Annotated in this window: 18 protein-coding genes and 1 pseudogene; 6 read left to right on the top strand and 13 right to left on the bottom strand. The window is 70.1% G+C overall.

Going from position 1 to position 20,988, the window contains the following annotated elements; genetic code table 11:
- The first annotated feature begins 23 nt into the window (after positions 1-23).
- Positions 24-2,408, top strand: a complete 2,385-nt coding sequence (lon, locus tag ATI37_RS11090; protein ID WP_117238396.1) for an endopeptidase La — start codon at positions 24-26, stop codon at positions 2,406-2,408.
- Here the strand turns inward: lon and ATI37_RS11085 are convergent.
- The 4 genes from ATI37_RS11085 to miaB all read right to left on the bottom strand — a co-directional run bounded on the left by ATI37_RS11085 (position 2,405) and on the right by miaB (position 5,576).
- Entirely contained in the window at positions 2,405-2,965 is a 561-nt protein-coding gene (locus ATI37_RS11085; protein WP_117238395.1) for a molybdenum cofactor guanylyltransferase, read from the bottom strand. The two genes, lon and ATI37_RS11085, sit on opposite strands and share 4 nt — an antisense overlap.
- Positions 2,966-2,969: 4 nt before the next feature.
- Positions 2,970-3,833, bottom strand: a complete 864-nt coding sequence (locus tag ATI37_RS11080) for an FAD-dependent oxidoreductase (RefSeq protein ID WP_117238394.1) — start codon at positions 3,831-3,833, stop codon at positions 2,970-2,972.
- A gap of 78 nt (positions 3,834-3,911) precedes the next feature.
- A complete protein-coding gene (locus tag ATI37_RS11075; protein WP_117238393.1) occupies positions 3,912-4,244 on the bottom strand; it encodes a hypothetical protein in 333 nt (110 codons plus the stop codon).
- A gap of 9 nt (positions 4,245-4,253) precedes the next feature.
- Positions 4,254-5,576 (bottom strand): tRNA (N6-isopentenyl adenosine(37)-C2)-methylthiotransferase MiaB, encoded by a 1,323-nt coding sequence (gene miaB / locus ATI37_RS11070; protein ID WP_117238392.1) that lies wholly within the window; start codon positions 5,574-5,576, stop codon positions 4,254-4,256.
- A 384-nt stretch (positions 5,577-5,960) separates the two neighbouring features.
- Here miaB and ATI37_RS11720 point away from each other — a divergent pair, with 384 nt between their 5' ends.
- A complete protein-coding gene (locus ATI37_RS11720) occupies positions 5,961-6,287 on the top strand; it encodes a hypothetical protein (RefSeq protein ID WP_198665560.1) in 327 nt (108 codons plus the stop codon).
- A 128-nt stretch (positions 6,288-6,415) separates the two neighbouring features.
- Here ATI37_RS11720 and ATI37_RS11060 read toward each other — a convergent pair whose 3' ends face one another.
- Positions 6,416-6,796: a hypothetical protein gene (locus ATI37_RS11060; protein WP_117238391.1), complete on the bottom strand. Its 381-nt coding sequence runs from the start codon at positions 6,794-6,796 to the stop codon at positions 6,416-6,418.
- Positions 6,797-7,537: 741 nt separating this feature from the next.
- On the opposite strand from ATI37_RS11060, the gene ATI37_RS11055 reads away from it, so the two are divergent.
- From ATI37_RS11055 to ATI37_RS12270, 4 genes and pseudogenes are all read left to right on the top strand, one after another.
- Positions 7,538-9,817 (top strand): FdhF/YdeP family oxidoreductase, encoded by a 2,280-nt coding sequence (locus ATI37_RS11055; protein WP_198665559.1) that lies wholly within the window; start codon positions 7,538-7,540, stop codon positions 9,815-9,817.
- Positions 9,814-10,632 carry a formate dehydrogenase accessory sulfurtransferase FdhD gene (gene fdhD, locus ATI37_RS11050; protein ID WP_117238389.1) on the top strand — a complete coding sequence of 273 codons (819 nt, stop codon included), beginning with the start codon at positions 9,814-9,816 and terminating at the stop codon, positions 10,630-10,632. Before ATI37_RS11055 ends, fdhD begins: the two co-directional genes overlap by 4 nt.
- Before the next feature lie 136 nt (positions 10,633-10,768).
- Positions 10,769-11,830, top strand: a complete 1,062-nt coding sequence (locus tag ATI37_RS12530; protein ID WP_198665558.1) for an XdhC family protein — start codon at positions 10,769-10,771, stop codon at positions 11,828-11,830.
- A pseudogene (locus ATI37_RS12270) lies at positions 11,827-12,294 on the top strand (nucleotidyltransferase family protein); the annotation flags it as partial. The gene ATI37_RS12530 and the pseudogene ATI37_RS12270, both read left to right, overlap by 4 nt.
- 285 nt (positions 12,295-12,579) lie before the next feature.
- On the opposite strand, the gene ATI37_RS11035 reads toward ATI37_RS12270, so the two are convergent.
- The 8 genes from ATI37_RS11035 to ATI37_RS11000 form a co-directional block, all read right to left on the bottom strand.
- Positions 12,580-13,671: a vWA domain-containing protein gene (locus ATI37_RS11035; protein WP_117236983.1), complete on the bottom strand. Its 1,092-nt coding sequence runs from the start codon at positions 13,669-13,671 to the stop codon at positions 12,580-12,582.
- The gene (locus ATI37_RS11030; RefSeq protein ID WP_117236984.1) at positions 13,668-14,561 is read right to left on the bottom strand and encodes an AAA family ATPase; all 894 of its coding nucleotides are present in this window, start codon (positions 14,559-14,561) and stop codon (positions 13,668-13,670) included. The genes ATI37_RS11035 and ATI37_RS11030 overlap by 4 nt, the downstream gene beginning before the upstream one ends.
- Positions 14,562-14,600: 39 nt before the next feature.
- Positions 14,601-15,425: an FAD binding domain-containing protein gene (locus tag ATI37_RS11025; protein ID WP_117236985.1), complete on the bottom strand. Its 825-nt coding sequence runs from the start codon at positions 15,423-15,425 to the stop codon at positions 14,601-14,603.
- Between the two features lie 11 nt (positions 15,426-15,436).
- Positions 15,437-16,609 carry a xanthine dehydrogenase family protein molybdopterin-binding subunit gene (locus ATI37_RS11020; RefSeq protein WP_117238386.1) on the bottom strand — a complete coding sequence of 391 codons (1,173 nt, stop codon included), beginning with the start codon at positions 16,607-16,609 and terminating at the stop codon, positions 15,437-15,439.
- Between the two features lie 37 nt (positions 16,610-16,646).
- Positions 16,647-18,089, bottom strand: a complete 1,443-nt coding sequence (locus tag ATI37_RS11015; protein WP_269801879.1) for an NAD-dependent succinate-semialdehyde dehydrogenase — start codon at positions 18,087-18,089, stop codon at positions 16,647-16,649.
- 42 nt (positions 18,090-18,131) lie between these two features.
- Complete coding sequence (locus ATI37_RS11010) at positions 18,132-19,256, bottom strand: zinc-dependent alcohol dehydrogenase family protein (protein WP_117238385.1); 1,125 nt, start codon at positions 19,254-19,256, stop codon at positions 18,132-18,134.
- Positions 19,257-19,536: 280 nt separating this feature from the next.
- Positions 19,537-20,289 carry a LamB/YcsF family protein gene (locus ATI37_RS11005; RefSeq protein ID WP_117238614.1) on the bottom strand — a complete coding sequence of 251 codons (753 nt, stop codon included), beginning with the start codon at positions 20,287-20,289 and terminating at the stop codon, positions 19,537-19,539.
- Between the two features lie 12 nt (positions 20,290-20,301).
- Positions 20,302-20,988, bottom strand: a complete 687-nt coding sequence (locus ATI37_RS11000) for an MBL fold metallo-hydrolase (RefSeq protein ID WP_117238384.1) — start codon at positions 20,986-20,988, stop codon at positions 20,302-20,304.

The following is a 20,988-nucleotide window of genomic DNA, read 5'->3' as shown; positions in this document are numbered from 1 at the left end:
GGCATCCCGTATCATGGGGGTAGATGAAGGAGCTTCGCCTGGAACTCCCCGTCCTGCCCCTTAGGAACACCCTCATCCTTCCCCACACCACCACTGGGGTGGACGTGGGCCGCCCCAAGAGCAAGCGGGCGGTGGAAGAGGCCCTGAACGCCGACCGCTACCTCTTTCTGGTGGCCCAGCGGGACCCTGAGGTGGACGACCCCACCCCGGAGGACCTCTACGCCGTGGGCACCCTGGCGGTGGTCAAGCAGGCCATGCGCCTGCCCGACGGTACCTTGCAGGTGATGGTGGAGGCCCGGAACCGGGCCCGCCTCCTAACCTACGTGGCCGCCCCCTACCTCCGGGCCGTGGGGGAGATCCTGCCCGAGCCTCCCCTGCAGGACAAAGGCCTCGCCCGGGTCCTGGTGAACGAGGTGCAGGAGGCCTTTGAACGCTACCTGCAGAACCACAAGACCCTGCGCCTGGACCGCTACCAGCAGGAGGCGGTGAAGAGCACCCTGGACCCTGCCATTCTGGCCGACCTGGTGGCCCATTACGCCACCTGGTCCTTGGAAGAAAAGCAGGACTTTTTGGAGACCCCTGGGGCGGAGGAGCGTCTGAAGAAGGTTCTGGCCCTCCTCCTCCGCGACTTGGAGCGCTTTGACCTGGACAGGAAGATCGCTGCCCGGGTCAAGGAGCAGATGGACCAGAACCAGCGGGAGTACTACCTCAGGGAGCAGATGAAGGCCATCCAGAAGGAGCTCGGGGGTGGCGAGGACTTCCTCTCGGAGATAGAGGAGCTCAGGGAGCGCATAGAGAAGAAGGGCATGCCCGAGGCGGTCAAGGACAAGGCCCTAAAGGAGCTCAAGCGCCTGGAAAGGATGCAACCCGGCTCCCCCGAGGCCACGGTGAGCCGCACCTACCTGGAATGGCTCCTCGAGGTCCCCTGGAGCGAGGCCGACCCCGACACCTTGGACATCGCCGTCACCAAGAGGGTCCTGGATGAGGACCACTACGGCCTCAAAGACGTGAAGGAGCGCATCCTGGAGTACCTGGCCGTGCGCCAGCTCACCCAGGGCAAAGAGGTGAAGGGGCACGCCCCCATCCTCTGCTTCGTGGGTCCCCCCGGGGTGGGCAAGACCTCCTTGGGCAAGAGCATCGCCCGCAGCATGAACCGCCGCTTCCACCGCATCTCCTTGGGAGGCGTGCGGGACGAGGCGGAGATCAGGGGCCACCGCCGCACCTACATCGGGGCCCTCCCCGGCAAGATCATCCAGGGGATGCGGCAGGTGGGGGTGGTGAACCCCGTCTTCCTCCTGGACGAGATCGACAAGCTCTCCTCCGACTGGCGGGGCGACCCGGCCTCGGCCCTCTTGGAGGTCTTGGATCCCGAGCAGAACCACACCTTCACCGACCACTACCTGGACGTCCCCTACGACCTCTCCAAGGTCTTCTTCATCACCACCGCCAACACCCTCTCCACCATCCCCAAGCCCCTTTTGGACCGCATGGAGGTCATCCAGATCCCCGGCTACACCCTGCAGGAAAAGCGGGCCATCGCCCGCCACTTCCGCTGGCCCATCCAGGTGAAGGAGGCGGGGCTGGAAGGCAGGCTGGAGATCACCGATGGGGCCATTGAGCGCATCGTCCAGGAGTACACCCGGGAGGCGGGGGTGAGGAACCTGGACCGGGAGCTCTCCAAGGTGGCCCGGAAGGCGGCCAAGGAGTTCCTGGAATCCCCTTGGGAAGGGGTGCGGGTGGTGGATGCCCCCGACCTCGAGCGCTACCTGGGCGTGCCCAAGTACCGCCCCGACAAGGCGGAGAGGGAGCCCCAGGTGGGCCTAGCCCAGGGCCTGGCCTGGACCCCCTACGGGGGCACCCTCCTCACCATCGAGGCCATGGCCGTGCCCGGCACCGGCAAGGTGAACCTCACGGGGAACCTGGGGGAGGTCATGAAGGAGTCGGCCCAGGCGGCCCTCACCTACCTAAGGGCCCACCGGGAGGAGTGGGGCTTACCTGAGGGCTTCCACAAGGACTTTGACCTCCACATCCATGTTCCCGAAGGGGCCATCCCCAAGGATGGGCCCTCGGCGGGCATCACCATGGCCACCGCCCTGGCCAGCGCCCTCACGGGCCGCCCCGTGCGCATGGACGTGGCCATGACCGGGGAGGTCACCCTGAGGGGCAAGGTCCTGCCCATCGGGGGGGTGAAGGAGAAGCTTCTGGCCGCCCACCAGGCGGGGATCTACAAGGTCCTCCTCCCCAAGGAGAACGCCCCGGAGCTCAAGGAGGTGCCCGAGGAGATCCTCAAGGACCTGGAGATCACCTTCGTGGAGGAGGTGGGGGAAGTCCTGAGGCTCCTGCTCCTTCCTCCCTCCCCTCCCCCCCTCCCTGCCGGGGAGAGGCCCCAGCCAGGAGCGGGGGCCTAGGGGAGCTCCTCCTTGCGGTTGGCGTTGAGGAAGACCTTCTCCCCAAACCTCGCCGCCACCTCTTGGAAGGGGACGTAGGTGGCCCCCAAGGCCTCCATGACCCGGCGCACGGGGAAGTCCCCCTCCCGGATCTGCCGCTCCACCTGGGGCAGGCAGTCCCTGTGGTACAGGGCGGCCAGGGGCTCCAGGTGCCCTTCCTTGGCGCGGGCCACCACCACCGGGTAGGGGGAAGCGAGGGCCTTCTCGTAGAGGAAGTCCCAATAACTCCGGGTAAGGAAGGGGAGGTCGCAAGCGGCCACGGCCACCCAGGGGAAGTGGGCGTGGAAGAGGGCGGAGTGGAGGCCGGAGAGGCTATCCGCCCCCGGGAGGAGGTCGGGGTAGACGGGGACGCTGAAGCCTTCGTAAGGGCGGTTCGCCACGATGAAGCGCTCTCCTGCTCCCGAAAGGCTTTCCAGCACCCAAGCCAAGAGGGGTCTTCCCCGGTAGGCGAAGAGGGCCTTGTCCTCCCCGAACCGCCTCGAGGCCCCCCCCGCAAGGACCGCGCCCGAGTAGCCCATGGCCTTAGCCTAAGGCCTGGACCAACCTCTTGGCCCAGAGGGGGGCGAGGAGGAACCCCGTGGAGCCAAAGCCCGTGAGGGCGTATCCCCCGGGGATCGGGCTTAAGGGGGCAGGCCTGCGGAAGCGCACCCCCCGCCAGACCCCGGCCACCTGGGGCCTGTACCCCAGAAGGGCCTCCGCCCCCTCAAGAAGCCAGGCCGTCTCCCCTTCCTGGGGCTCGGGTTCATCGTAGCCGGGGAGGTCCAGGTAGCTTCCCCCAAGGGCCCACCCCGCTAGGAAGACCCGGTAGCTTAAGGCCTCCTCCCGGTACTCCGCGAGGAGAAGCTCCAGCCCCGCTACGAACCGGCCCGAAAGGCCAAAGACCCCTGCCCCCTTGGCCCCCCCGGCATAGAGGACCACCTCCGGCCTGAGCCTTCTCCCCCCCTCCAGGACCACCTCCCCCGGGGCGCAGGCCGCCACCCGGGCCCTTACCCCGCCCAGCTCCGCCCACACCCTTTCCAAGAAGGGCCCGGGCTCCAGCCAGAAGGCCTCGGGGAGGTAAAGCCCCTCCCTGCGCCAGAGGTAGCGGAGGCCGCTCCCCCTTAGGCGCCTTTCCCACGCCTCCCGTTCCCCCTCGGGCACGGGGCGGAGGAGGCCCATGTGGAGGGGGGCGTAGCGGCCGTAAAGGGCACGGGCAGCCTGCAAGGCCTCCCCCCCTTCAGGCACCAAGACCCCCCGCCTTCCCCGCACCGGGTTTACCAGGGCCACGGGGACCCGGCTGGCCCCCCCCACCTCTTCAGACAGCCAGAGGAAGGGCAGGCCCGCCTCCTTTAGGGCCAGGGCCAAGGCCGCCCCTGCCACCCCTGCGCCCACCAGGAGGATGCCCAAAGAACCTCCCACCCCACTCCGCCAACCCTATCCCTTGCTCACCGGGGCCCTGTTGCGGCAGAAGCCCCAACGGAGTGGTTAGAACCTGTAGCCTTCCCCCTCCCTCCGGCAAAGCCCCCGGGCGGCCAGGGCCTCCAGAAGGTCCTTGGCCTCCCCCTCGGGCAGGAAAGGGGCAAGGTGGGCAGGGAGGAGATACCCTCCCCGCCGCCAGGCTTCCTTCATGGCGAGCCGCTCCAGAGCCGCCCTGGAGGGTCTCCTGGAGAGAGCCTGCCCCTGCCAGCGGGCCACGCCCAGGTAGAGGAGGCCCGCGGCCAAAAAGGCCAAGGCCCCACCCAGGCCCGAAAAGCGGAAGGCAGCGAAGAGGAGCAGAAAGAGGGCCAAGGCGGCGGAAAGGGGGAGAAGGGCCCGCACCCTCACCTCCTAGGCCACGGGCAAGGGGATGGGGCCGGGCTCCCGGGTCCCCACCACCTCCCCAAAGAGCAGGTGGGGCGTGGCTTGCTTGATCTCCACCTGGTAGAGCCCAGGGGTCGGGGCCTGGTGGGCAGGGATGAGGACGGGGTGGTTCCCCCGGTCATGCCCCTGGACGTACCCCTCCTCCTTGGCCACCCCCCGGACCAGGACCTCCACCTCTTTCCCCACCCATTCCAGATTCCTCTGGTAGCTCCACGCCTTCTGCTTCTCAATGAGCCTCTTTAGGCGCTCCACCTTCACCTCCCGGGGCAGGTCCTGGAAGTGTTTGTAGGCGGGGGTGCCAGGGCGGGGGGAGTAGATGAACATGTAAGCCTGGTCGTAGCCCACCTCGTCGTAGAGGGAGAGGGTCTCCTGGAAGTCCTCCTCCGTCTCCCCGGGAAAGCCCACGATGATGTCTGTGGAGAGGACGGCGTCGGGCAGGGCCTCGCGGATCTTCCGGATTTTCTCCAGGTAGTGGGCCCTGCGGTACTCCCGGGCCATGCGGCGGAGGACCCGGTCCGAGCCCGACTGCACGGGGAGGTGGATGTAGCGGGTGATGGCCGGGGTCTCGGCGATGGCCTCAATGATGTCGTCGGTGAAGTTGACCGGGTGGCTGGTGAGGAAGCGCACCCTGGGGATCCCCATCCCCCCCACCATCCGCAGAAGCTCGGCGAAGGAGGGGAAGCCCGGTTGGTCCTTGCCGTAGGAGTTCACGTTCTGCCCCAGGAGGGTGATCTCCACCACCCCCGCCTCCCTAAGCAGCTCTATCTCCTTCAGGATGAGGTCCGGGTGGCGGGAGACCTCGGGCCCCCGGGTGGTGGGGACGATGCAGTAGGTGCAGTGGTGGTTGCACCCCCGGATGATGGTCACGTGGGCGGAAAGCGCCCCCTTAGGAGGCGGTGGGATGTAGTCCAGGATGTCCTCCCGGAAGGTGAGGTCAAAGAAGCGCTCGTTCTGCTTCAAGGCCTCCGGGAGAGAGGTGAGGGCCCCGGGGCCAAGGAGGATGTCCACCCCGAACTTCCTGGCCATCTGCTGGCCCTCGTCCAGCTGGGCCAGGCAGCCCATGAGCCCAAGGAGGAGGCCCCGCCTCTCCTTCTCCTTGCGGAGCTGTCCCAGGAGGGAGCGGACCTTCTCCACCGGCTTGCCCCGCACGGCGCAGGTGTTTACCAAGACGAAGTCCGCCTCCTCCACGGCGTCCACCAGCTCCCACCCCAGACTCACCAGCTCGCTGGCCACCAGGTGGGAGTCGTACTCGTTCATCTGGCATCCAAAGGTGATGATGTGGGCGCGCATCCTTCCTCCTGGGCGACCGGGGGGATCCCGGGCCCGTTTCCTCAGTGTAGCAAAGGCTTCCCGGGCCTTCGGCAGGATGGTTTCACAGGAGTCTCACCCCTCGTTCCCACCCTCCTTCCGAAGCGCTTTCCCTGGGGGTCTGGGGCCAGGAGCTCCGGTCAATACCGCATCCCCTAGCCGCCTATAGGCCATCTCCCTGGCCTTCCCGCAGGGCAGCCCCGGGTTCGCCACCCCAACGTACGCTGGCGCGTGACCCAGCCCCCGGCGGACAAACCAGACCCGAAGCACCCCCTGCACCCCACCCCCAGGGGGCTCACCAGAACCGACCCCTCCCAAGCCTCCCCTCGGGGGTGAGAGGGTATGCAGACGGGGTAGCCTGGGACCATGGCCCATCGCCGGGAGGTCGCCATCGGCCCAGACCGACGCCTTAGGGTCACGCTGGAGGTAGAAAGGAGCCAGGTCAAGGGCTGGGCGGTGCAACTGGAGTGCCCCACCGGACCGCAACCGCATCGCCGCCCACAGGAGGGTGGACCTGCCCAAAGACCCTGGTGGGGCGGCCAGGGTAGCGGAAAGCGACCTGGCCTCTGGGCCGGGGAGGCCCCCAACCCCGAGGGCTTTTCCCCCATCTACGCCCTCTTCCTGGGGGGCAGGCCCCTGCGCCTGCTCCTGCCCGGGAGGGAGATCGGACTGGAGACCTCCCGGGCCGCCTAGACCGGGCGCAAGGGATTGCCCTGTGTGGGGAGGAGGGGCTTCCGGGAATGGAGATCACGCCATCAAGAAGCTGAACCAAACCGAGGCCCTCGGGCGCGCCGCCCAAAGGGCCGCCCGCCACCCCTCCCTCAGGGGCCCTGGGGCTCCAGGGGCAACCCTCTAGTGTCCCCAAGAGGGTTACCGGGGCCATGCCGTTTCCACTGCTGGATGATCTCCCCCAGCCTCTCCCTTAGGCCCTGGCGTTGGCTTTCGTCCTGGGGAAGAATAGCCGCGTTCTCCAAAGCCCTGATCACCCTCTCCTCGTCCGACCAGAGGGCGTACTGCCCTTTCACAAAATCCTGTTGCCTTTGCCAGAATTCCCTCTCCTCGGGGAAGGCTGCCTGGGCCATCCGCCCCTGGGCGAACTCGGCGAACCTTTGCACGCCCTCCTCGGTGAAAAGCGGGGGCTTCGTATCGATGCTGATCCTGCCCTCCTCTTCCCAGTACCAGATCCCCGGGGCGAGCTCCACCCAACCCCCGGTTGGGGAGGGCGGCGGAGCGGTTCTTTCCGCGGTCCCCTCCCCCCCGCATCCCGCGAGAAGACCCAAGAGGACCACGCAGAGCGCCGGGAACACCCTCAGGGTCCAAGGGAAGGGCCTCCCGGGAGTCCGACGTGACCGGTTGCCGGCCCTGAACTCCCCTTCCCTAGGCATCTCTCTCGCCCCCTTTGGGGCCACTTCCAGCATAGCACGGAAGAGGTCAGGCGAGGTCCCGTAGGAGGCATCCCACGGCCAGCTTCTTAGGTCCATGGCCCCTTGGGGAAGCGGTCCCCTGCTCAAAGACGACCTGGTCTCCCAGCGGAGGAACCTCCAGTCCTGGGGAGTAGGCCCGGCCTTTAGGCCAGGGGCCGGTGGGAGGCCTAGGCCGCTGGCAGGGGGTCAGGGCCCAAGCTCCCCGGGGGCCTCTCCTCGGCGGGGAACTCCTCAAGGCTCTTCCCTCGCCGCATCCCTTCAGGGAGAAGGGGGATGGCGTCCACTAGCTCCAGGTAGGGGGGTCCGCAACAAGCCCCTCCCTCCCCACTACCGAGAAATGGGTCGCCTCCCCACCAAAGCCTTAGAGGGTGACTTCAGGGGCTCCGCGAGCCCAGGTGGGACGCAGAAGGGGGATAAATCGGAGGCGCCTTGCCTCGGTAGGGCCAAGGTGTCTAAAGACACCCTGGGGACCGGTCAGGGGTACTAGGGTAGGTGGGAACAACCGCTTAGGAGGTGCCAATGCCCAACCCCCTCTATAGCCGCCCCAAGGCCTGGGTCCGGCCGCCCAAGCGGGGCCTGGCCCCAGAGCTCTGGGCAAGCCGGATCCCCCTCACCCACTTGGAGAACTTCTACGAGGTCTTCCGCGCCATCTGGGAAAACCGAGACCAGTTGGGCTACGCCTGGCGGATCCTCCGGGACGGGGTCTGCGACGGCTGCGCCCTGGGGACCTCGGGCCTCGAGGACTGGACCGTCCACGGGGTCCACCTCTGCAACGTGCGCCTGAGGCTCCTCCGCCTGAACACCCTGCCCCCCTTGGACCCCAGGGTCCTGGGGGACGCCGAGGCCCTAAGGGGCAGGCGGAGCCGGGAACTTAGGCTCCTGGGCCGCCTCCCCTACCCCATGCTTCGGCTCAGGGGGGAGCGGGGCTTCCGGCGCATCCCCTGGGACGAGGCCCTGGACCTCGCAGCCGACTACCTGAGGCGCTACCTCCCCGATGGGGCCTTCTTCTACCTCACCAGCCGGGGCACGCCCAACGAGACCTACTACGTGGTCCAGAAGGCGGTGCGGGCCCTGGGGTGCAACCACGTGGACAACGCCGCCCGCGTCTGCCACTCCCCCTCCACCCAGGCCCTCAAGGAGGCCCTGGGGGTGGCGGCCACCACCTGCAGCTACACCGACCTCATCGGCACGGACCTCGTGGTCTTCCTGGGGTCCAACGTGGCCAACAACCAGCCCGTGATGATGAAGTACCTCTACCACGCCAAGCGGGCGGGGACCAAGGTGGCCGTGGTGGGCCCCCACCGGGAGCCCGGGATGGCCCGTTACTGGGTTCCCTCCGACCTGGAAAGCGCCCTCTTCGGCACCCGGATCGCCGACCGCTTCTTCCAGATCCTCCCCGGGGGGGACATCGCCCTCCTCCACGGGGCGGCCAAGTGGATGCTCCTGGAGGGCTGGGTGGACCTGGGCTTCATCCGGGAGCACACCCTGGGCTTTGAGGACTACAGGGCCCTCCTCGAGGCCACCCCCTTTGAGGCCCTGGAGGAGGCCTCGGGGGTCTCCCGGGAGGAGATGCGGGCCTTTGCGGAGATGGTGGGCCGGGCAGAGCGGGCGGTCTTTGTCTGGAGCATGGGCATCACCCAGCACACCCACGGGGAGGACAACGTGCGGGCCATCGTCAACCTGGCCCTCCTCAAGGGCTTCGTGGGCCGCGAGGGGTGCGGCCTCATGCCCATCCGCGGCCAATCCGGGGTCCAGGGCGGGGCGGAGATGGGGGCCTACGCCACCGCCTTTCCCGGGGGGCTACCCGTGAACGAGGAGAACGCCAGGGGGCTCTCGGCCCTTTGGGGCTTCCCCGTGCCCGCAAGCCCGGGGCTCACCCTGCCCGAGGCCCTGGACAGGGCCTTGAAGGGAGAGCTCGGGGTCCTCTGGGCCATCGGGGGGGACTTCCGCGAGGTCATGCCTGGCCCCCTTGGGGTGGAGGAGGCCCTGGGGCGGATCCCCTTGAGGGTCCACCAGGACATCGTCCTCTCAGGCCAGATGCTCGTGGACCCCCTCGAGGCCGTCCTCCTCCTCCCCGCCACCACCCGCTACGAGGTCCCGGGCGGGGTCACGGAGACCTCCACGGAGAGGCGGGTGATCTATAGCCCAGAGATCCCGGGCCCGAGGCCCCCTGAGGCCCGCCCCGAGTGGGAGGTCTTCCAAGAGCTCGTCCACCGGGTGCGCCCCGAGCTCAGGGACCGCTTCCGCTTCGCCTCCACAGGGGCCATCCGGGAGGAGATCGCCCGGGTCGTCCCCTTCTACGAGGGGATCGGGCGCCTCAAGGCCAAGGGGGACCAGTTCCAGTACGGGGGGAGGAGGCTCTGCGAGGGCTGGCGCTTCCCCACCCCCGAGGGCAAGGCCCGCTTCGCCCCTGTCCCCCTACCCCGGCGGGAGGTGCCCCAGGGGGCCTTCCGGGTGGTGACCCGGCGGGGGAAGCAGTTCAACTCCATGGTCCACGAGGACCAGGACCCCCTCACCGGGGCCCCGCGGGATGCGGTCTACATGAACCCCAAGGACGCCGCCCGCCTAGGGCTTAAGCCGGGGGACCAGGTAGCGTTGGAGAACCCCTTCGGCCGCTACGTGGGCCGGGTCCACCTGGCCGAGGTCAAGGAGGGGACCCTGGAGGTCCACTGGCCCGAGGGGAACGTCCTGGTAGACCCCAAGGCCCGCTCCCCCCTGGCCCGCATCCCCGCCTACAAGGAGATCGTGGCCCGCGTGGAGCGGGCTCCCGCCGAGGCCTCCCCTATCCTTAGGCCATGAGGGCCAAGGCCAGGGTCCGGGTGGCCCGCCTCGAGGGGGGCAGGTGGCGGGAGGTCGTGGACGAGGTGGCCGCCGAGGCCCCCCTGGAGATCCGGCTCCGCTACCGGGAGGAGGTGGCCCCCCTGGGGGTCCTCCTCCGCACCCCGGGGCAGGATGTGGAGCTCGCGGCGGGCTTCCTCTATACCGAGGGGCTGGTGAGGGAGCCCGGGGAGATCCTGGCCATGGCCCCCTGCACGGACGGAAGCCTCCCCCCTGAGGAGCGGGAGAACGTCCTCCAGGTCTTCCTCCGCCGCCCCATCCCCCCGCTTCCCGAGCGGCGCTTCGCCATCAGCTCCGCCTGCGGGGCCTGTGGCCGGGGGGAGGTCTTGGACCCCGCCCGGCTGGGCTCCGCCCCTCCCCCGCCCCTAGGGGTGGACCCCGAGCTCCTCCTCACCCTGCCCCAGCGCCTCCAGGAGGCCCAGCGCCTCTTCCGCGCCACGGGGGGCCTCCACGCCGCTGCCCTCTTCGACCAGGAGGGGCGTCTCCTAGCCCTTAGGGAAGATGTGGGGCGGCACAACGCCCTGGACAAGCTCATCGGCTGGGCCTTCCTGGAGGGGAGGCTTCCCCTCCACGGCCACCTCCTCCTGGTGAGCGGCCGGGCGGGGTACGAGCTCCTGGCCAAGGCGGTGATGGCGGGGATCCCGGTCTTCTGCGCCGTCTCCGCCCCCACCAGCCTGGCCGTGGCCCTGGCCCGGGCCTTCGGCCTCACCCTGGTGGGCTTCCTGCGCCCCGGCCGCATGAACATCTACGCAGGCCCGGGGGAGCCCAGGTCCTGACGGGGGCCCTTCCCGGGTCTGGGTGGGGGCCGATGGGGCCTCCCGCACTCCCACGGGACGCAACCCGCCCGCCGCCAGCCTCCGCCCCACCCCCTCGCCTCCTGGACCCGCAAACCCTAAAATGGAGGGGACCACCATGAGCCCGGCCGAGATCGCAAGCCTTTTGGAAGCCCTCTCCCCCAACCGGGGAGCCTTGGCCACGGTCATCTGGGTCCGGGGCTCTGCCTACCGCAGGGAGGGGGCCAAGATGCTCGTCCTCCCCGACGCCACCACGGTCTGCAGCCTCTCGGGGGGTTGCCTGGAGCCCGACGTGGCCCAAAGGGCCCTGGAGGTGATGGAGACGGGAAGGCCCCTCCGGGTAGCCTACGACCTGGAGGAGGATACGGTCTGGGGGCTCGGCCTGGGGTGCGGGGGGAGCGTGGAGGTCTACCTGGAACCCCTCACGGACCCCCTCCTCCTGGCCTTCCTGGAGAGCCTCAGAGGGGAGGAGCCAAGCCTCCTGGCCACCGCCCTCTCCGGCGGCGAGGGCCGCCTCCTCTACCGGGAGGGGCGTTGGGAGGGCAGGATGGAGCCCAGGGCGTTGGAAGAGGGGACCAAGGCCCTGGGGGAGGCGCTCCTGGCGGCCCAGACCCCCAGGGCCAAGCTCCTGGAGGTGGCGGGGGCCGAGGTCTTCCTGGACCCCCACGCCCCTCCCCTGGAGCTCGTCCTCTTCGGGGGCGGGCACGACGCCATCCCCCTGGCCCAACTGGCCCGGCGCTACGGCTTCAAGGTCACCGTGGTGGACCCCCGGGCGGCCTACGTCCACGAGGGGAACTTCCCCGGCTGCCGCCTGGTCCTCGCCCACCCCGAGGACCTCCCCGAAGGCCTCCTCGGGCCCCAGAGCTATGCGGTCATCATGAACCACCACCTGGAAAGGGACCGCAAAACCCTGGCCTACGCCCTCCGCTCCCAGGCCCCCTACATCGGGGTCCTGGGACCCCGGGACCGCTTCCAGAGGCTCCGGGAGGCCCTGGAGAAGGAGGGGTTCGCCTTCGGGCCAGAGGCCATGGCCCGCATCCACAACCCCGTGGGGCTGGACATCGGGGCCGAGGGGCCCGAGGAGATTGCCCTCTCGGTCCTAGGGGAGGTCTTGGCCGTGTCCCGGGGCTACGAAGGGGGGTCCCTCCGGCACCGCCCCGGCAAGATCCACAAGGCGTGAGCCTCCACGGCCTCCTCCTGGCTGCCGGGGGGGCAAGCCGCATGGGGGCCCCCAAGCTCCTCCTCCCCGCCCCCGAGGGCACCCTCCTTCGCCGCATGGCCCTCCTCCTGCGGGAGAGCGTCCCAGGGCAGGTGGCCGTGGTCCTGGGCCACGAGGCCCTTCTCCACCGCCGGGCCCTGGAGGGGGTGAGGGGGGTCCGCCTGGCCCATAGCAGGAACTGGGCCCTGGGCCTCTCCCAAAGCCTCAAGGCCGGGCTCCGGGCCCTCCCCGAGGGGCCGGTCCTGGTCCTCCCCGCCGACCAAGGGGGCGTGGGACCAGGGGAACTGGAAGCCCTCCTCAGGGCCTTTCGCGAACCCGGGGTCCTCTCGGGGCACGGGGGAGTGGCCATGAGCCCCGCCCTCCTGGGGAAGGAGGCCAGGAGGGAGGCCTGGCGGATCCAAGGCGACCAGGGGGCCAAGGGCCTCCTCCTGGCCCTGGGGGCCCGGGTGGTGGAGCTGGGCCCGGGGCCCTGGAGCCTGGACGTGGACACCTGGGAGGCCTACGCCCACCTGGTGCGGGCCCTGGGCTGGACCCTCCCCCACCCTCCCCTCCCCTGGCGCGGCCCCCCCACCCGGCCCTCCTCCGGCGCACCCCCCTCTTCCGCCTGGGGCCCGCCCTCCTCCTCTATGGCCGCCCCGGGGCCTACGCCGGCCCCCTCTTGGCGGAGCGGGACGCCCTCCGCCTCCTCGCCCGGGGGGCGGCCACCCTCCTCAGGGGAGGTCCCTGAGGCGGCGGAGAAAGGCCAAAAGCTCCTCCCCCGTCCCCGCAGGAAAGAGGGCGTCCAGGTAGGGCAGGGCTGCCCGCATCCCACGGGCCAGGGGGGCGTACCCAGGGAGGCCCGCCAGGGGGTTGAGCCAGTAGACCCGGCGCACCCGCCGCCTCAGGGCCCCTAGGGCCCGGGCTACCGCCTCAGGGTCCCCCTGGTCCAGGCCGTCGCTCAGGACGAGGAGGAGGCTCCGCCGGCCAAGCCTCCGCCCCTCGCCCTCCAGAAAGGCCCTGAGGCTCTCCCCGAGCCGCGTCCCCCCGGCGAAGTCCTCGGCCAGGCGGCCAAGCCCAGGGAGGGCCTCCTGGGGGGGCAGGGGGAGGAGGGGGGTGATGCGGGTGAGGCGGGTGCCGAAGGCGAAGGCCTCCAGGGGGAGGCCCCGCCCCTTCAGGGCCTGGAGGAGGAGGAAGAGGGCCCGGGCGTAGGGGGCCATGGAGCCCGAGACGTCCAGGAGGACGTAGTAGCGGTAGGCCTGGCGCCTGGGCCTGAGGAAGCGGGCCTCCAGGATGTCCCCCCCGGTCCTCAAGGCCCGCCGCAGCGTGGCGGGGAGGGATAGCCTCTCCCCCTTGGGAGCCCGGCGCCTCCGCCTCGCCGCAAAGCGGGGGGGCGGGAAGGCCAGGGCGGCGAGCAACCGGGCAAGGAGGAGGGCCTCCCCCGGGGTCAGGCCCTCCAGGGGGCGCCTGAGGAGGCGCTCCAGGGGGCTGTAGGCCCCCTTCAGGACCCCTTCCCCCTCCGCCTCCCCCGAGCCCAGGACGGGAAGGGTTCCCTGGGCCTGGGGCCGGGGAAGGGCCTTGGGCCTGAGGTGGCCGAAGTAGCGGCGGAAGGCCCGGTCAAAGGCGGCGTAGTCCTCCTTGCGCCCCACGAGGAGGGCCCGGGAGGCCAGGTAGAAGGCCTCCCCCTCCCAGGGGACCAGGAGGAGGCCCTGGAGCCAGGCCTGGACCTGGGCCCTCCCCGGGTGGAGGCCCTCGGCGCGGAGGGCCCCCACGAACCCCAGGAGGCCTCGAAGAAGAGGGGTCTCGAGGATACGGGGGTCGGTCATCCGAGGGCCATGAGGAGGTCCCCCAAGGCCCGCCGCACCCTCTCCACGTCCTCCCGGGCCTTGAGGAGGGCCCCGAGGGCGGGGTCCAGGGCCTCAGGGGCCAGGTCCCCCACCCCTAGGGCGAGGAGGGAGGCGGCGAGGTCCAGGGTCTCCGCCACCCCAGGGGGCTTGAGGAGGCCCAGGCCCCGCACCCGCTGCACCAGGGCCACCACCTTGCGGGCCAGGGCCTCGGGGAGCTCGGGGAGCCGGGCCCGCACGATCCTCAGCTCCTTCTCCAGGGAGGGGTAGTCGATCCAGTAGTAGACGCACCGCCGCCTCAGGGCATCGTGGAGCTCCCGGGTGCGGTTGGAGGTGAGGACCACCAGGGGCCGGGCCCTGGCCCTGAGGGTGCCGAGCTCGGGAATGGTGACCTGGAAGTCGGAGAGCACCTCCAGGAGGAAGGCCTCGAAGGCCTCGTCCGTGCGGTCCACCTCGTCGATGAGGAGCACCGCCTCCCCTAGCTCCAGGGCCTCCAGGATGGGCCGCTTCAGGAGGAACTCCTCCCGGTAGACCCCCGCCCGCAGGCGGTCCAGGTCCCGCTCCCCCAAGGACTCCAGGAGGCGGATCTCCAGAAGTTGCCGGGCGTGGTCCCACTCGTAGAGGGCCTGCTCCAGCTCCAGCCCCTCGTAGCACTGGAGGCGCACCAGGGGCACCCCAAGGCCCTTGGACAGGACCCGGGCCACCTCCGTCTTCCCCACCCCGGGCTCCCCCTCCAGGAGGAGGGGCCGCCCCAGGCGCAGGGCCAGGAAGGTGGCGACGGCAAGCCCCTCTTCGGCGATGTACCGCTCCCTCTCCAGGAGGGCGGCCACCGCCGCGGGGCTTTCCAGGGCGAAGGCGGGCTTGGGGTCCATGGCCTCCAGGTTAGCCCCCCAGGCCCGCCCGGTGAACCCCTATCCGGCCAGGGCCCTCTCCAGGGCCCGCCGGGCCAGGACCCGGAGGAGGTGGAGCCGGTACTCGGCGCTCGCGAAGCGGTCCTCGGCCAGGGGGACAGGGGGGGTGTAGTCCCGGGTGGCCTCCACGGGGCCCGCACCCCCCTTGAGGGCCGCCTCCACCCCTTCCAGGCGGAAAGGCCCGTAGGCCGCCCCGGTGGCCCCCAGGCGGACATCCTTGAGGGCCTCCCCCTCCTGGAGGACCGCCGCCGCCACGCCCACCACAGCGTAGCCCGAGGCGGGGTGGAGGAACTTCTCGTAGGCGAAGCGGTACCCGGGGAGCTTGGGGACCCTTAGGCCCACGAGGACCTCGCCTGGGGCCAGGGCGGTCTGGAACATCCCCTGGAAGAAGTCCCGGGCGGGGATCCAGCGCTCCCCCCTGGGCCCCCTGGCCAGGATCTCGGCCTCCAGGGCCAGGACCGCCGCCGGGTAGTCCGCCGCGGGGTCGGCGTGGGCCAGGCTCCCCCCAAGGGTGCCCAGGTTGCGCACCATGGGGTCCCCGATCACCCGGGCCACCAGGGGGAGGAGGGGGAGGGAGGAGCGCTCCAGCTCGGCGTGGGTGGTGAGGGCCCCCACGAAGTAGGCCCCGTCCTCCTCGCGGATCCCCTTAAGCTCGGGGAGGCGGCCAATGTCCACGAGGAGAGGAGGGGTGGCCAGGCGGAGCTTCATGGCCGGGATCAGGGAGTGCCCCCCCGCCAGGAGCTTGGCCTCCGGGTTCTCCTCCAGAAGCCGGATGGCCTCGTCCAGGGTCTGCGGCCGGAGGTAGCGGAAGCTTGCCGGGTACATCCCAGACCTCCCTAGTCAGCAGCCACGGGAACCCTGTCCCGAAGGGCCCGCCAGATCTTCTCCGGGGTAAGGGGCATGTCCAGATGCCGGACCCCAAAGGGCCTAAGGGCGTCCATCACCGCGTTGACCACCGCCTGGGCCGCGGCGATGGTCCCCGCCTCCCCAATCCCCTTGACCCCCAGGGGGTTCACCGGGGAGGGCGTCACCGTATGGCCGTGCTCGATCCGGGGGATGTGGGCCGCCCTGGGCATGGCGTACTCCATGTAGCTCGTGGTCAGGAGCTGGCCGTTCTCGTCGTACACCCCCTCCTCCAGAAGGGCCTGGGCGATGCCCTGGACCACGCCCCCCTCCACCTGCCCCTTGACCAAGAGGGGGTTGATCTGGGGGCCGCAGTCGTCCACAGCCACGTAGCGGAGGAGCTTGACCTCCCCGGTCTCGGGGAAGACCTCCACCACGGCCACGTGGGTGCCGAAGGGGAAGACGAAGTTAGAGGGATCGAAGAAGGCCGTGGCCTCCAGGCCCGGCTCCATCCCCTCAGGCAGGTTGTGGGCCAGGTAGGCCTGGAGGGCCACCTCCTGGAAGCCCTTGGCCTTCCCCGGCACCCCCTTGACCTCAAACCGCCCCTCCCGGTACTCCAGGTCCTCGGGGGCCACCTCCAAGAGGTGGGCGGCGATGCGCCTCGCCTTGTCCAGGACCTTCTCCACCGCCCGGACCACGGCGGAAAGCCCCACCGGGGCGCTCCGGGAGCCGTAGGTGCCCATGCCGAAGGGGATGCGGCCCGTGTCCCCGTGGACGATCTCCACGTCCTCCAGGGAAACCCCCAAGAGGTCGGCCACCACCTGGCTAAAGGCGGTCTCGTGCCCCTGGCCGTGGCTGTGGCTGCCCGTGTAGACCTCCACCTTGCCCGTGGGGGCCACCCGCACCAGGGCGCTCTCCCAAAGCCCCGCCTGGGCCCCAAGCTGGCCCACCACCTTGGAGGGGGCGAGGCCGCAGGCCTCGATGTAGCAGGAGAGGCCGATGCCCAGGTAGCGCCCCTTGGCCCTGAGCTCCGCCTGCTCCTTGCGGAGGTTCCAGTAGCCCACGAGCTCCAAGGCCTTCTGGAAGGCCTCCTCGTAGTTGCCCGAGTCGTAGACCAGGGCCACGGGGGTGGCGTAGGGGAAGGTGAGGTACCTCCGCTTGGGCATCAAAGCGGAAACCCAAGGAGAGCGGGGATCCCGGCTCCTAAAGCCCCAAGGAGATGTACTTGACCTCCAGGTACTCCTCTAGGCCCCACTTCCCCCCTTCCCGCCCCAACCCCGAGCGCTTCCTCCCCCCAAAGGGGGCCTGGGGCGTGGAGGGCACCCCGTCGTTCACCCCCACGATCCCGTACTCCAGGGCCTCGGCCACCCGGAAGGCCCGGGAGAGGTCCCGGGTGAACACGTAGGCGGCGAGCCCCACCGGGAAGCCGTTGGCCCAGCGCACCGCCTCCTCCTCGGTCCGGAAGACCGTGAGGGGGGCCACCGGGCCGAAGGTCTCCTCCCGGAAGAGGAGGCTTTCCGGCTTCACGTCTAAAAGCACCGTGGGGGCGAAGAAGAGCCCCTTGGCCTCCCCGCCCACCACCAAGGAGGCCCCTAGGGCTAGGGCGTCCTCCACGTGGGCCCGCACCTTCCTGAGGGCCGCCTCGTTCACCAGGGGACCGATGTCCGTCTCCTCGGAAAGGGGGTCCCCCATCCTGAGGGCCCGGACCCTCTCGGCGTAGGCCTCGGCGAAGGCCTCGGCGATCGCAGCCTCCACAAAGATCCGGTTCGCCGCCACACAGGACTCCCCGGCGTTCCGGAACTTGGCCCTCAGGGTCTCCTCCACCACCCGCTCCAGATCGGCATCGGCGAAGACCAGGACCGGAGCCCCCCCGCCCAGCTCCAGGGAGACCCGCTTCAGGGTCTTGGCCGCCTCCCGGTAGAGGCTAAGCCCCACCTCGGTGCTCCCGGTAAAGGTGAGCTTAGGGATCCTCTCGTCCTCCAGGAAGGGCCGGGAGACCTCGGCGGGTCGGGAGGTGGGGAGGACCTGGAAGACCCCGGGCGGCCCCCCCGCCTCCAGGAAGAGCCGGGCCAGGTACAAGGCGGTCAGGGGGCTCTCCTCCGCGGGCTTGAGGACGAAGGTGCACCCCGCCGCCAGGGCCGGGGCCACCTTCCGGGTCACCATGGCCGCGGGGAAGTTCCAGGGGGTGATCCCATAGACCGGCCCCACGGGCTCGTAGCGCACCAGGATCCGCTTGTGGGGGAACTGGGAGGGGACCGTTTCCCCGTAGATCCGCTTGGCCTCCTCCGCGTACCACTCCACGAAGCCCGCGGCGTAGACCACCTCCCCCCTCCCCTCCTTTAGGGGTTTGCCCATCTCCAGGGCCATGAGCCGGGCCAGGGGTTCCCGGTGCTCCAGGATGAGCTCCCACCAGCGCCTGAGCACCCGGGCCCTTTCATAGGCCGTGGCCCGGCTCCAGGTGGAAAAGGCCGCCACCGCCTCCTCCAAGGCCTCCCGGGCCTCCTTTTCCCCGCAGTCCGCCACCTCGGCCACCACCTCCCCGGTGGCCGGGGAGACCACCGGGAACCGCTCTTTTAGGGGCCGCCAGGCCCCGCCGATCAGGGCCTCCCTGGAAACCTCCTTTTCAAGAGCCGGCAAGATGAACACCTCCTCCTTCGTACTCTAGCCCTCCCAGCCGTCGGTAGCGTTCTAGGGAATCACGATCTGCCGCACCGCCTCCCCCTGGGCCAGCCGGTCCAACCCCTCGTTGATGGCCTCCAGGGGCAGGGTCCCCGTCAACAGGCGGTCCACGGGCAGCCTCCCCGCCCGGTACAGGGCCAGGAAGCGGGGCACATCGCGGCGGGGATTGGAGGAGCCCATGTAGCTCCCCTTCAGCGTCCGCTCCTCCGCGGTGAGGCCCACGGCGGGCAGGGCCAGCATCCTCTCCGGTTGAGGCAGGCCCACGGTCACCGTCACCCCGCCCCTCCGGGTGGCCCTGTAGGCCAGCTCCATGGCCGCCACCGAGCCCGCGGTCTCAAAGGCGTAGTCCGCCCCGCCCCCCGTGATCTCCCGCACCGCCTCCGCGGCATCCCCATCCCCCACGACGACGCCATGGGTCGCCCCCAGACCCCTGGCCAGCTCCACCTTGTGGGGGAGGAGGTCCACGGCCACAATGGGGTGGGCCCCCGCCAAGGCCGCCCCCATCACCGCGGCCAGGCCCACGCCCCCCAGGCCGAGGACGGCGACGCTGGCCCCCTCCTCCACCCGGGCCGTGTTGAGGACAGCCCCCACGCCCGTGGCCACGGCGCACCCAAAGAGGGCCGCCGTTTCCAGGGGCACCTCCTTGGGAATGGGGACCAGGGACTCCCTGGCCGCCACCGTGAACTGGCTGAAGGCCGCCACCCCCAGGTGGTGGTGCAGGGGCCTGCCCTCCAGGGAGAACCTACGGGCCCCGGTGAGGAGCCTTCCCTCGCGGTTGGCCTGCACCCCCCGTTCGCATAGATGGGGCCTTCCAGCCGCGCAGTAGCGGCAGTTCCCGCACATGGGGACGAAGGAAAAGACCACGTGGTCGCCCTCGGCTAGGTCCCCAACCCCAGGCCCCACCGCCCGCACGATCCCCGCCGCCTCGTGGCCCAGGACGAGGGGCAAGGGCCAGGGGCGGGTGCCGTCCACGGCGGAAAGGTCCGAGTGGCAAAGCCCCGCCGCCTTCACCTCCACCAGGACCTCTCCCAGCCCTGGCCCCTCCAGGTCCACCTCGAGGACCTCCAAGGGCCTCGTCGCCGCATAGGGCATGGGTCTGCCCATCTCCAACAGGACCGCGGCCTTGGTCTTCACCCTTCACCTCCAGGTTGTAGCCGATCTACATAAATTCTATGAACAACCCTTGGACTGAAGGGCCTGGACTTGGACCTCTGCGGGACACGGCCTCGGGAAGGGCGGTTCCGCAGCAAAGGGGGGACGATCGCCTGCGGCTTTTGGGCCAGCGCCCATCCCATAGCCAATGAAACCGGTGGAGCCCACCGTAGGCGGCCCATCCCTTCCTCCCTTGGGGTTTCAGGATACCACAGGTAAGGCCCGGGCTGGGCCCTCGAGCCCCTTCCTCCCATAGGGCACCTCAGAAGGCCCGGATCCCCACCCCTGCGCCCTCCAGGGCCTCCCTTACCACCCGGGCCACCTCCGGGGCCCGGGGGTTGTCCCCATGGATGCAAAGGGTCTCGGCCCGCACCTCCACCTCGCCCCCGTCCAGGGCCTCCACCCTGCCCTTATGGACCATGTCCAGGGCCCTCCGGGCCGCCTCCTCGGGGTCGGTGATCCAGCTTCCCGGCATGGTGCGGGGGGCAAGCTGGCCGTTTCGCAGGTAGGCCCGCTCCGGGAAGGCCTCCCGCACCACCTTAAGCCCCGCCCGCACCGCTTCCTCCTCGTAGACCGTCCCAGGGAGGACCACCAGGGGAAGCCCCCGGTCAAAGGCCCGCACCGCCTCAGCGATGGCCCGGGCCGTTTCCCGGTCCCGGCAGGCCTTGAGGTAGAGGGCCCCATGGGGCTTCACGTGGTGCATGGCAAGCCCCTCTGCCCTCAAAAAGGCGTAAAGGGCCCCGAGCTGGTAGAGGACGTCGGAGTACACCTCCTCCGGGGCAAGGGCCATCTCCCGCCTGCCAAACCCCACCAGGTCGGGGAAGCCCGGGTGGGCCCCCACGGCCACCCCGTGGGCCTTGGCCAGGGCTACGGCCTCCCGGATCCTGGCGGGGCTCCCCCCGTGGAAGCCGCAGGCCAGGTTCACCGAGGTCACCAGGGGAAAGATCTCCCGGTCGTGGCCGTAGGTGAAGGCCCCATAGGACTCCCCCGCGTCCGCATTTAAGTCCACCACCACCTTCACCACCCCCTATAAACGCAAAATCACTTCCCTGCCATCGCCAAGCCTCAGGAGGATCTCCGCCTCCCCCTCGGGAAGGAAGGCTCCCCCCTCCTTGCGCAGGGGGACGTCGTGCCCGGGGAAAAGCCTCGGATAGGCCAGGAGCCGCTGGCGGCTCTTTTGGGCCAAGCCCGGGTTCCAGCAAGGGGGCGCAGTTGGTCCTTCCAGGTCGTACCGGCTCTTTACCGCATCGCTCACCAGTACCCCAAGGCCCTCCACCTCGAGGCCCAAAAGGCCCGGGGTGTGCCCCGGCAGGTGGAGGAGGGTGAGGCCCGGGGCCACCCTTCCCTCCCCCACGGGCCGCAGGCGCGGAAGGACCTCAGGGAGCCAGGCCAGGCAGGCGGGGTCCACCCTTGGGTCCCGGTAGACCCGGAGCGCATGGTCCAGCTCCGCCTCATGCACCCACACCTCCGACCAAGGGAAAAGGTCCGCATTGGCAGCGTGGTCAAAGTGCAGGTGGCTTAGGATGACCACTCCCACGTCCAAGGGCGAGAACCCCAAGGCCTCCATGCGCGCAAAGAGCCCCTCCCGCTCCCCATAGCCCAGGGTATCGTAGAGGAAAAGGCGCTCCCCCACGACCAGGTAGGCGCTAGAAAGGCCCAAGTAACCCCTGTGGCTCCGGGCAGGGAAACCGAGGTACAGGGGAACCAGCTTCAC

The organism is Thermus sediminis (genome assembly GCF_003426945.1).
In the GTDB taxonomy this organism is placed as follows: Bacteria; Deinococcota; Deinococci; order Deinococcales; family Thermaceae; genus Thermus; species Thermus sediminis.
This window is presented reverse-complemented; position numbering and strand designations above follow the sequence as displayed.

Excerpts from the sequence above, each read along its gene's own strand:
- lon (WP_117238396.1), top strand. The coding sequence starts at position 24 with ATGAAGGAGCTTCGCCTGGAACTCCCCGTCCTGCCCCTTAGGAACACC.
- fdhD (WP_117238389.1), top strand. The coding sequence starts at position 9,814 with ATGAGGGCCAAGGCCAGGGTCCGGGTGGCCCGCCTCGAGGGGGGCAGG.
- ATI37_RS11055 (WP_198665559.1), top strand. The coding sequence starts at position 7,538 with ATGCCCAACCCCCTCTATAGCCGCCCCAAGGCCTGGGTCCGGCCGCCC.
- ATI37_RS11035 (WP_117236983.1), bottom strand. The coding sequence starts at position 13,671 with ATGACCGACCCCCGTATCCTCGAGACCCCTCTTCTTCGAGGCCTCCTG.
- ATI37_RS11025 (WP_117236985.1), bottom strand. The coding sequence starts at position 15,425 with ATGTACCCGGCAAGCTTCCGCTACCTCCGGCCGCAGACCCTGGACGAG.
- ATI37_RS12530 (WP_198665558.1), top strand. The coding sequence starts at position 10,769 with ATGAGCCCGGCCGAGATCGCAAGCCTTTTGGAAGCCCTCTCCCCCAAC.
- ATI37_RS11030 (WP_117236984.1), bottom strand. The coding sequence starts at position 14,561 with ATGGACCCCAAGCCCGCCTTCGCCCTGGAAAGCCCCGCGGCGGTGGCC.
- ATI37_RS11720 (WP_198665560.1), top strand. The coding sequence starts at position 5,961 with ATGGCCCATCGCCGGGAGGTCGCCATCGGCCCAGACCGACGCCTTAGG.
- ATI37_RS11020 (WP_117238386.1), bottom strand. The coding sequence starts at position 16,609 with ATGCCCAAGCGGAGGTACCTCACCTTCCCCTACGCCACCCCCGTGGCC.
- ATI37_RS11085 (WP_117238395.1), bottom strand. The coding sequence starts at position 2,965 with ATGGGCTACTCGGGCGCGGTCCTTGCGGGGGGGGCCTCGAGGCGGTTC.
- miaB (WP_117238392.1), bottom strand. The coding sequence starts at position 5,576 with ATGCGCGCCCACATCATCACCTTTGGATGCCAGATGAACGAGTACGAC.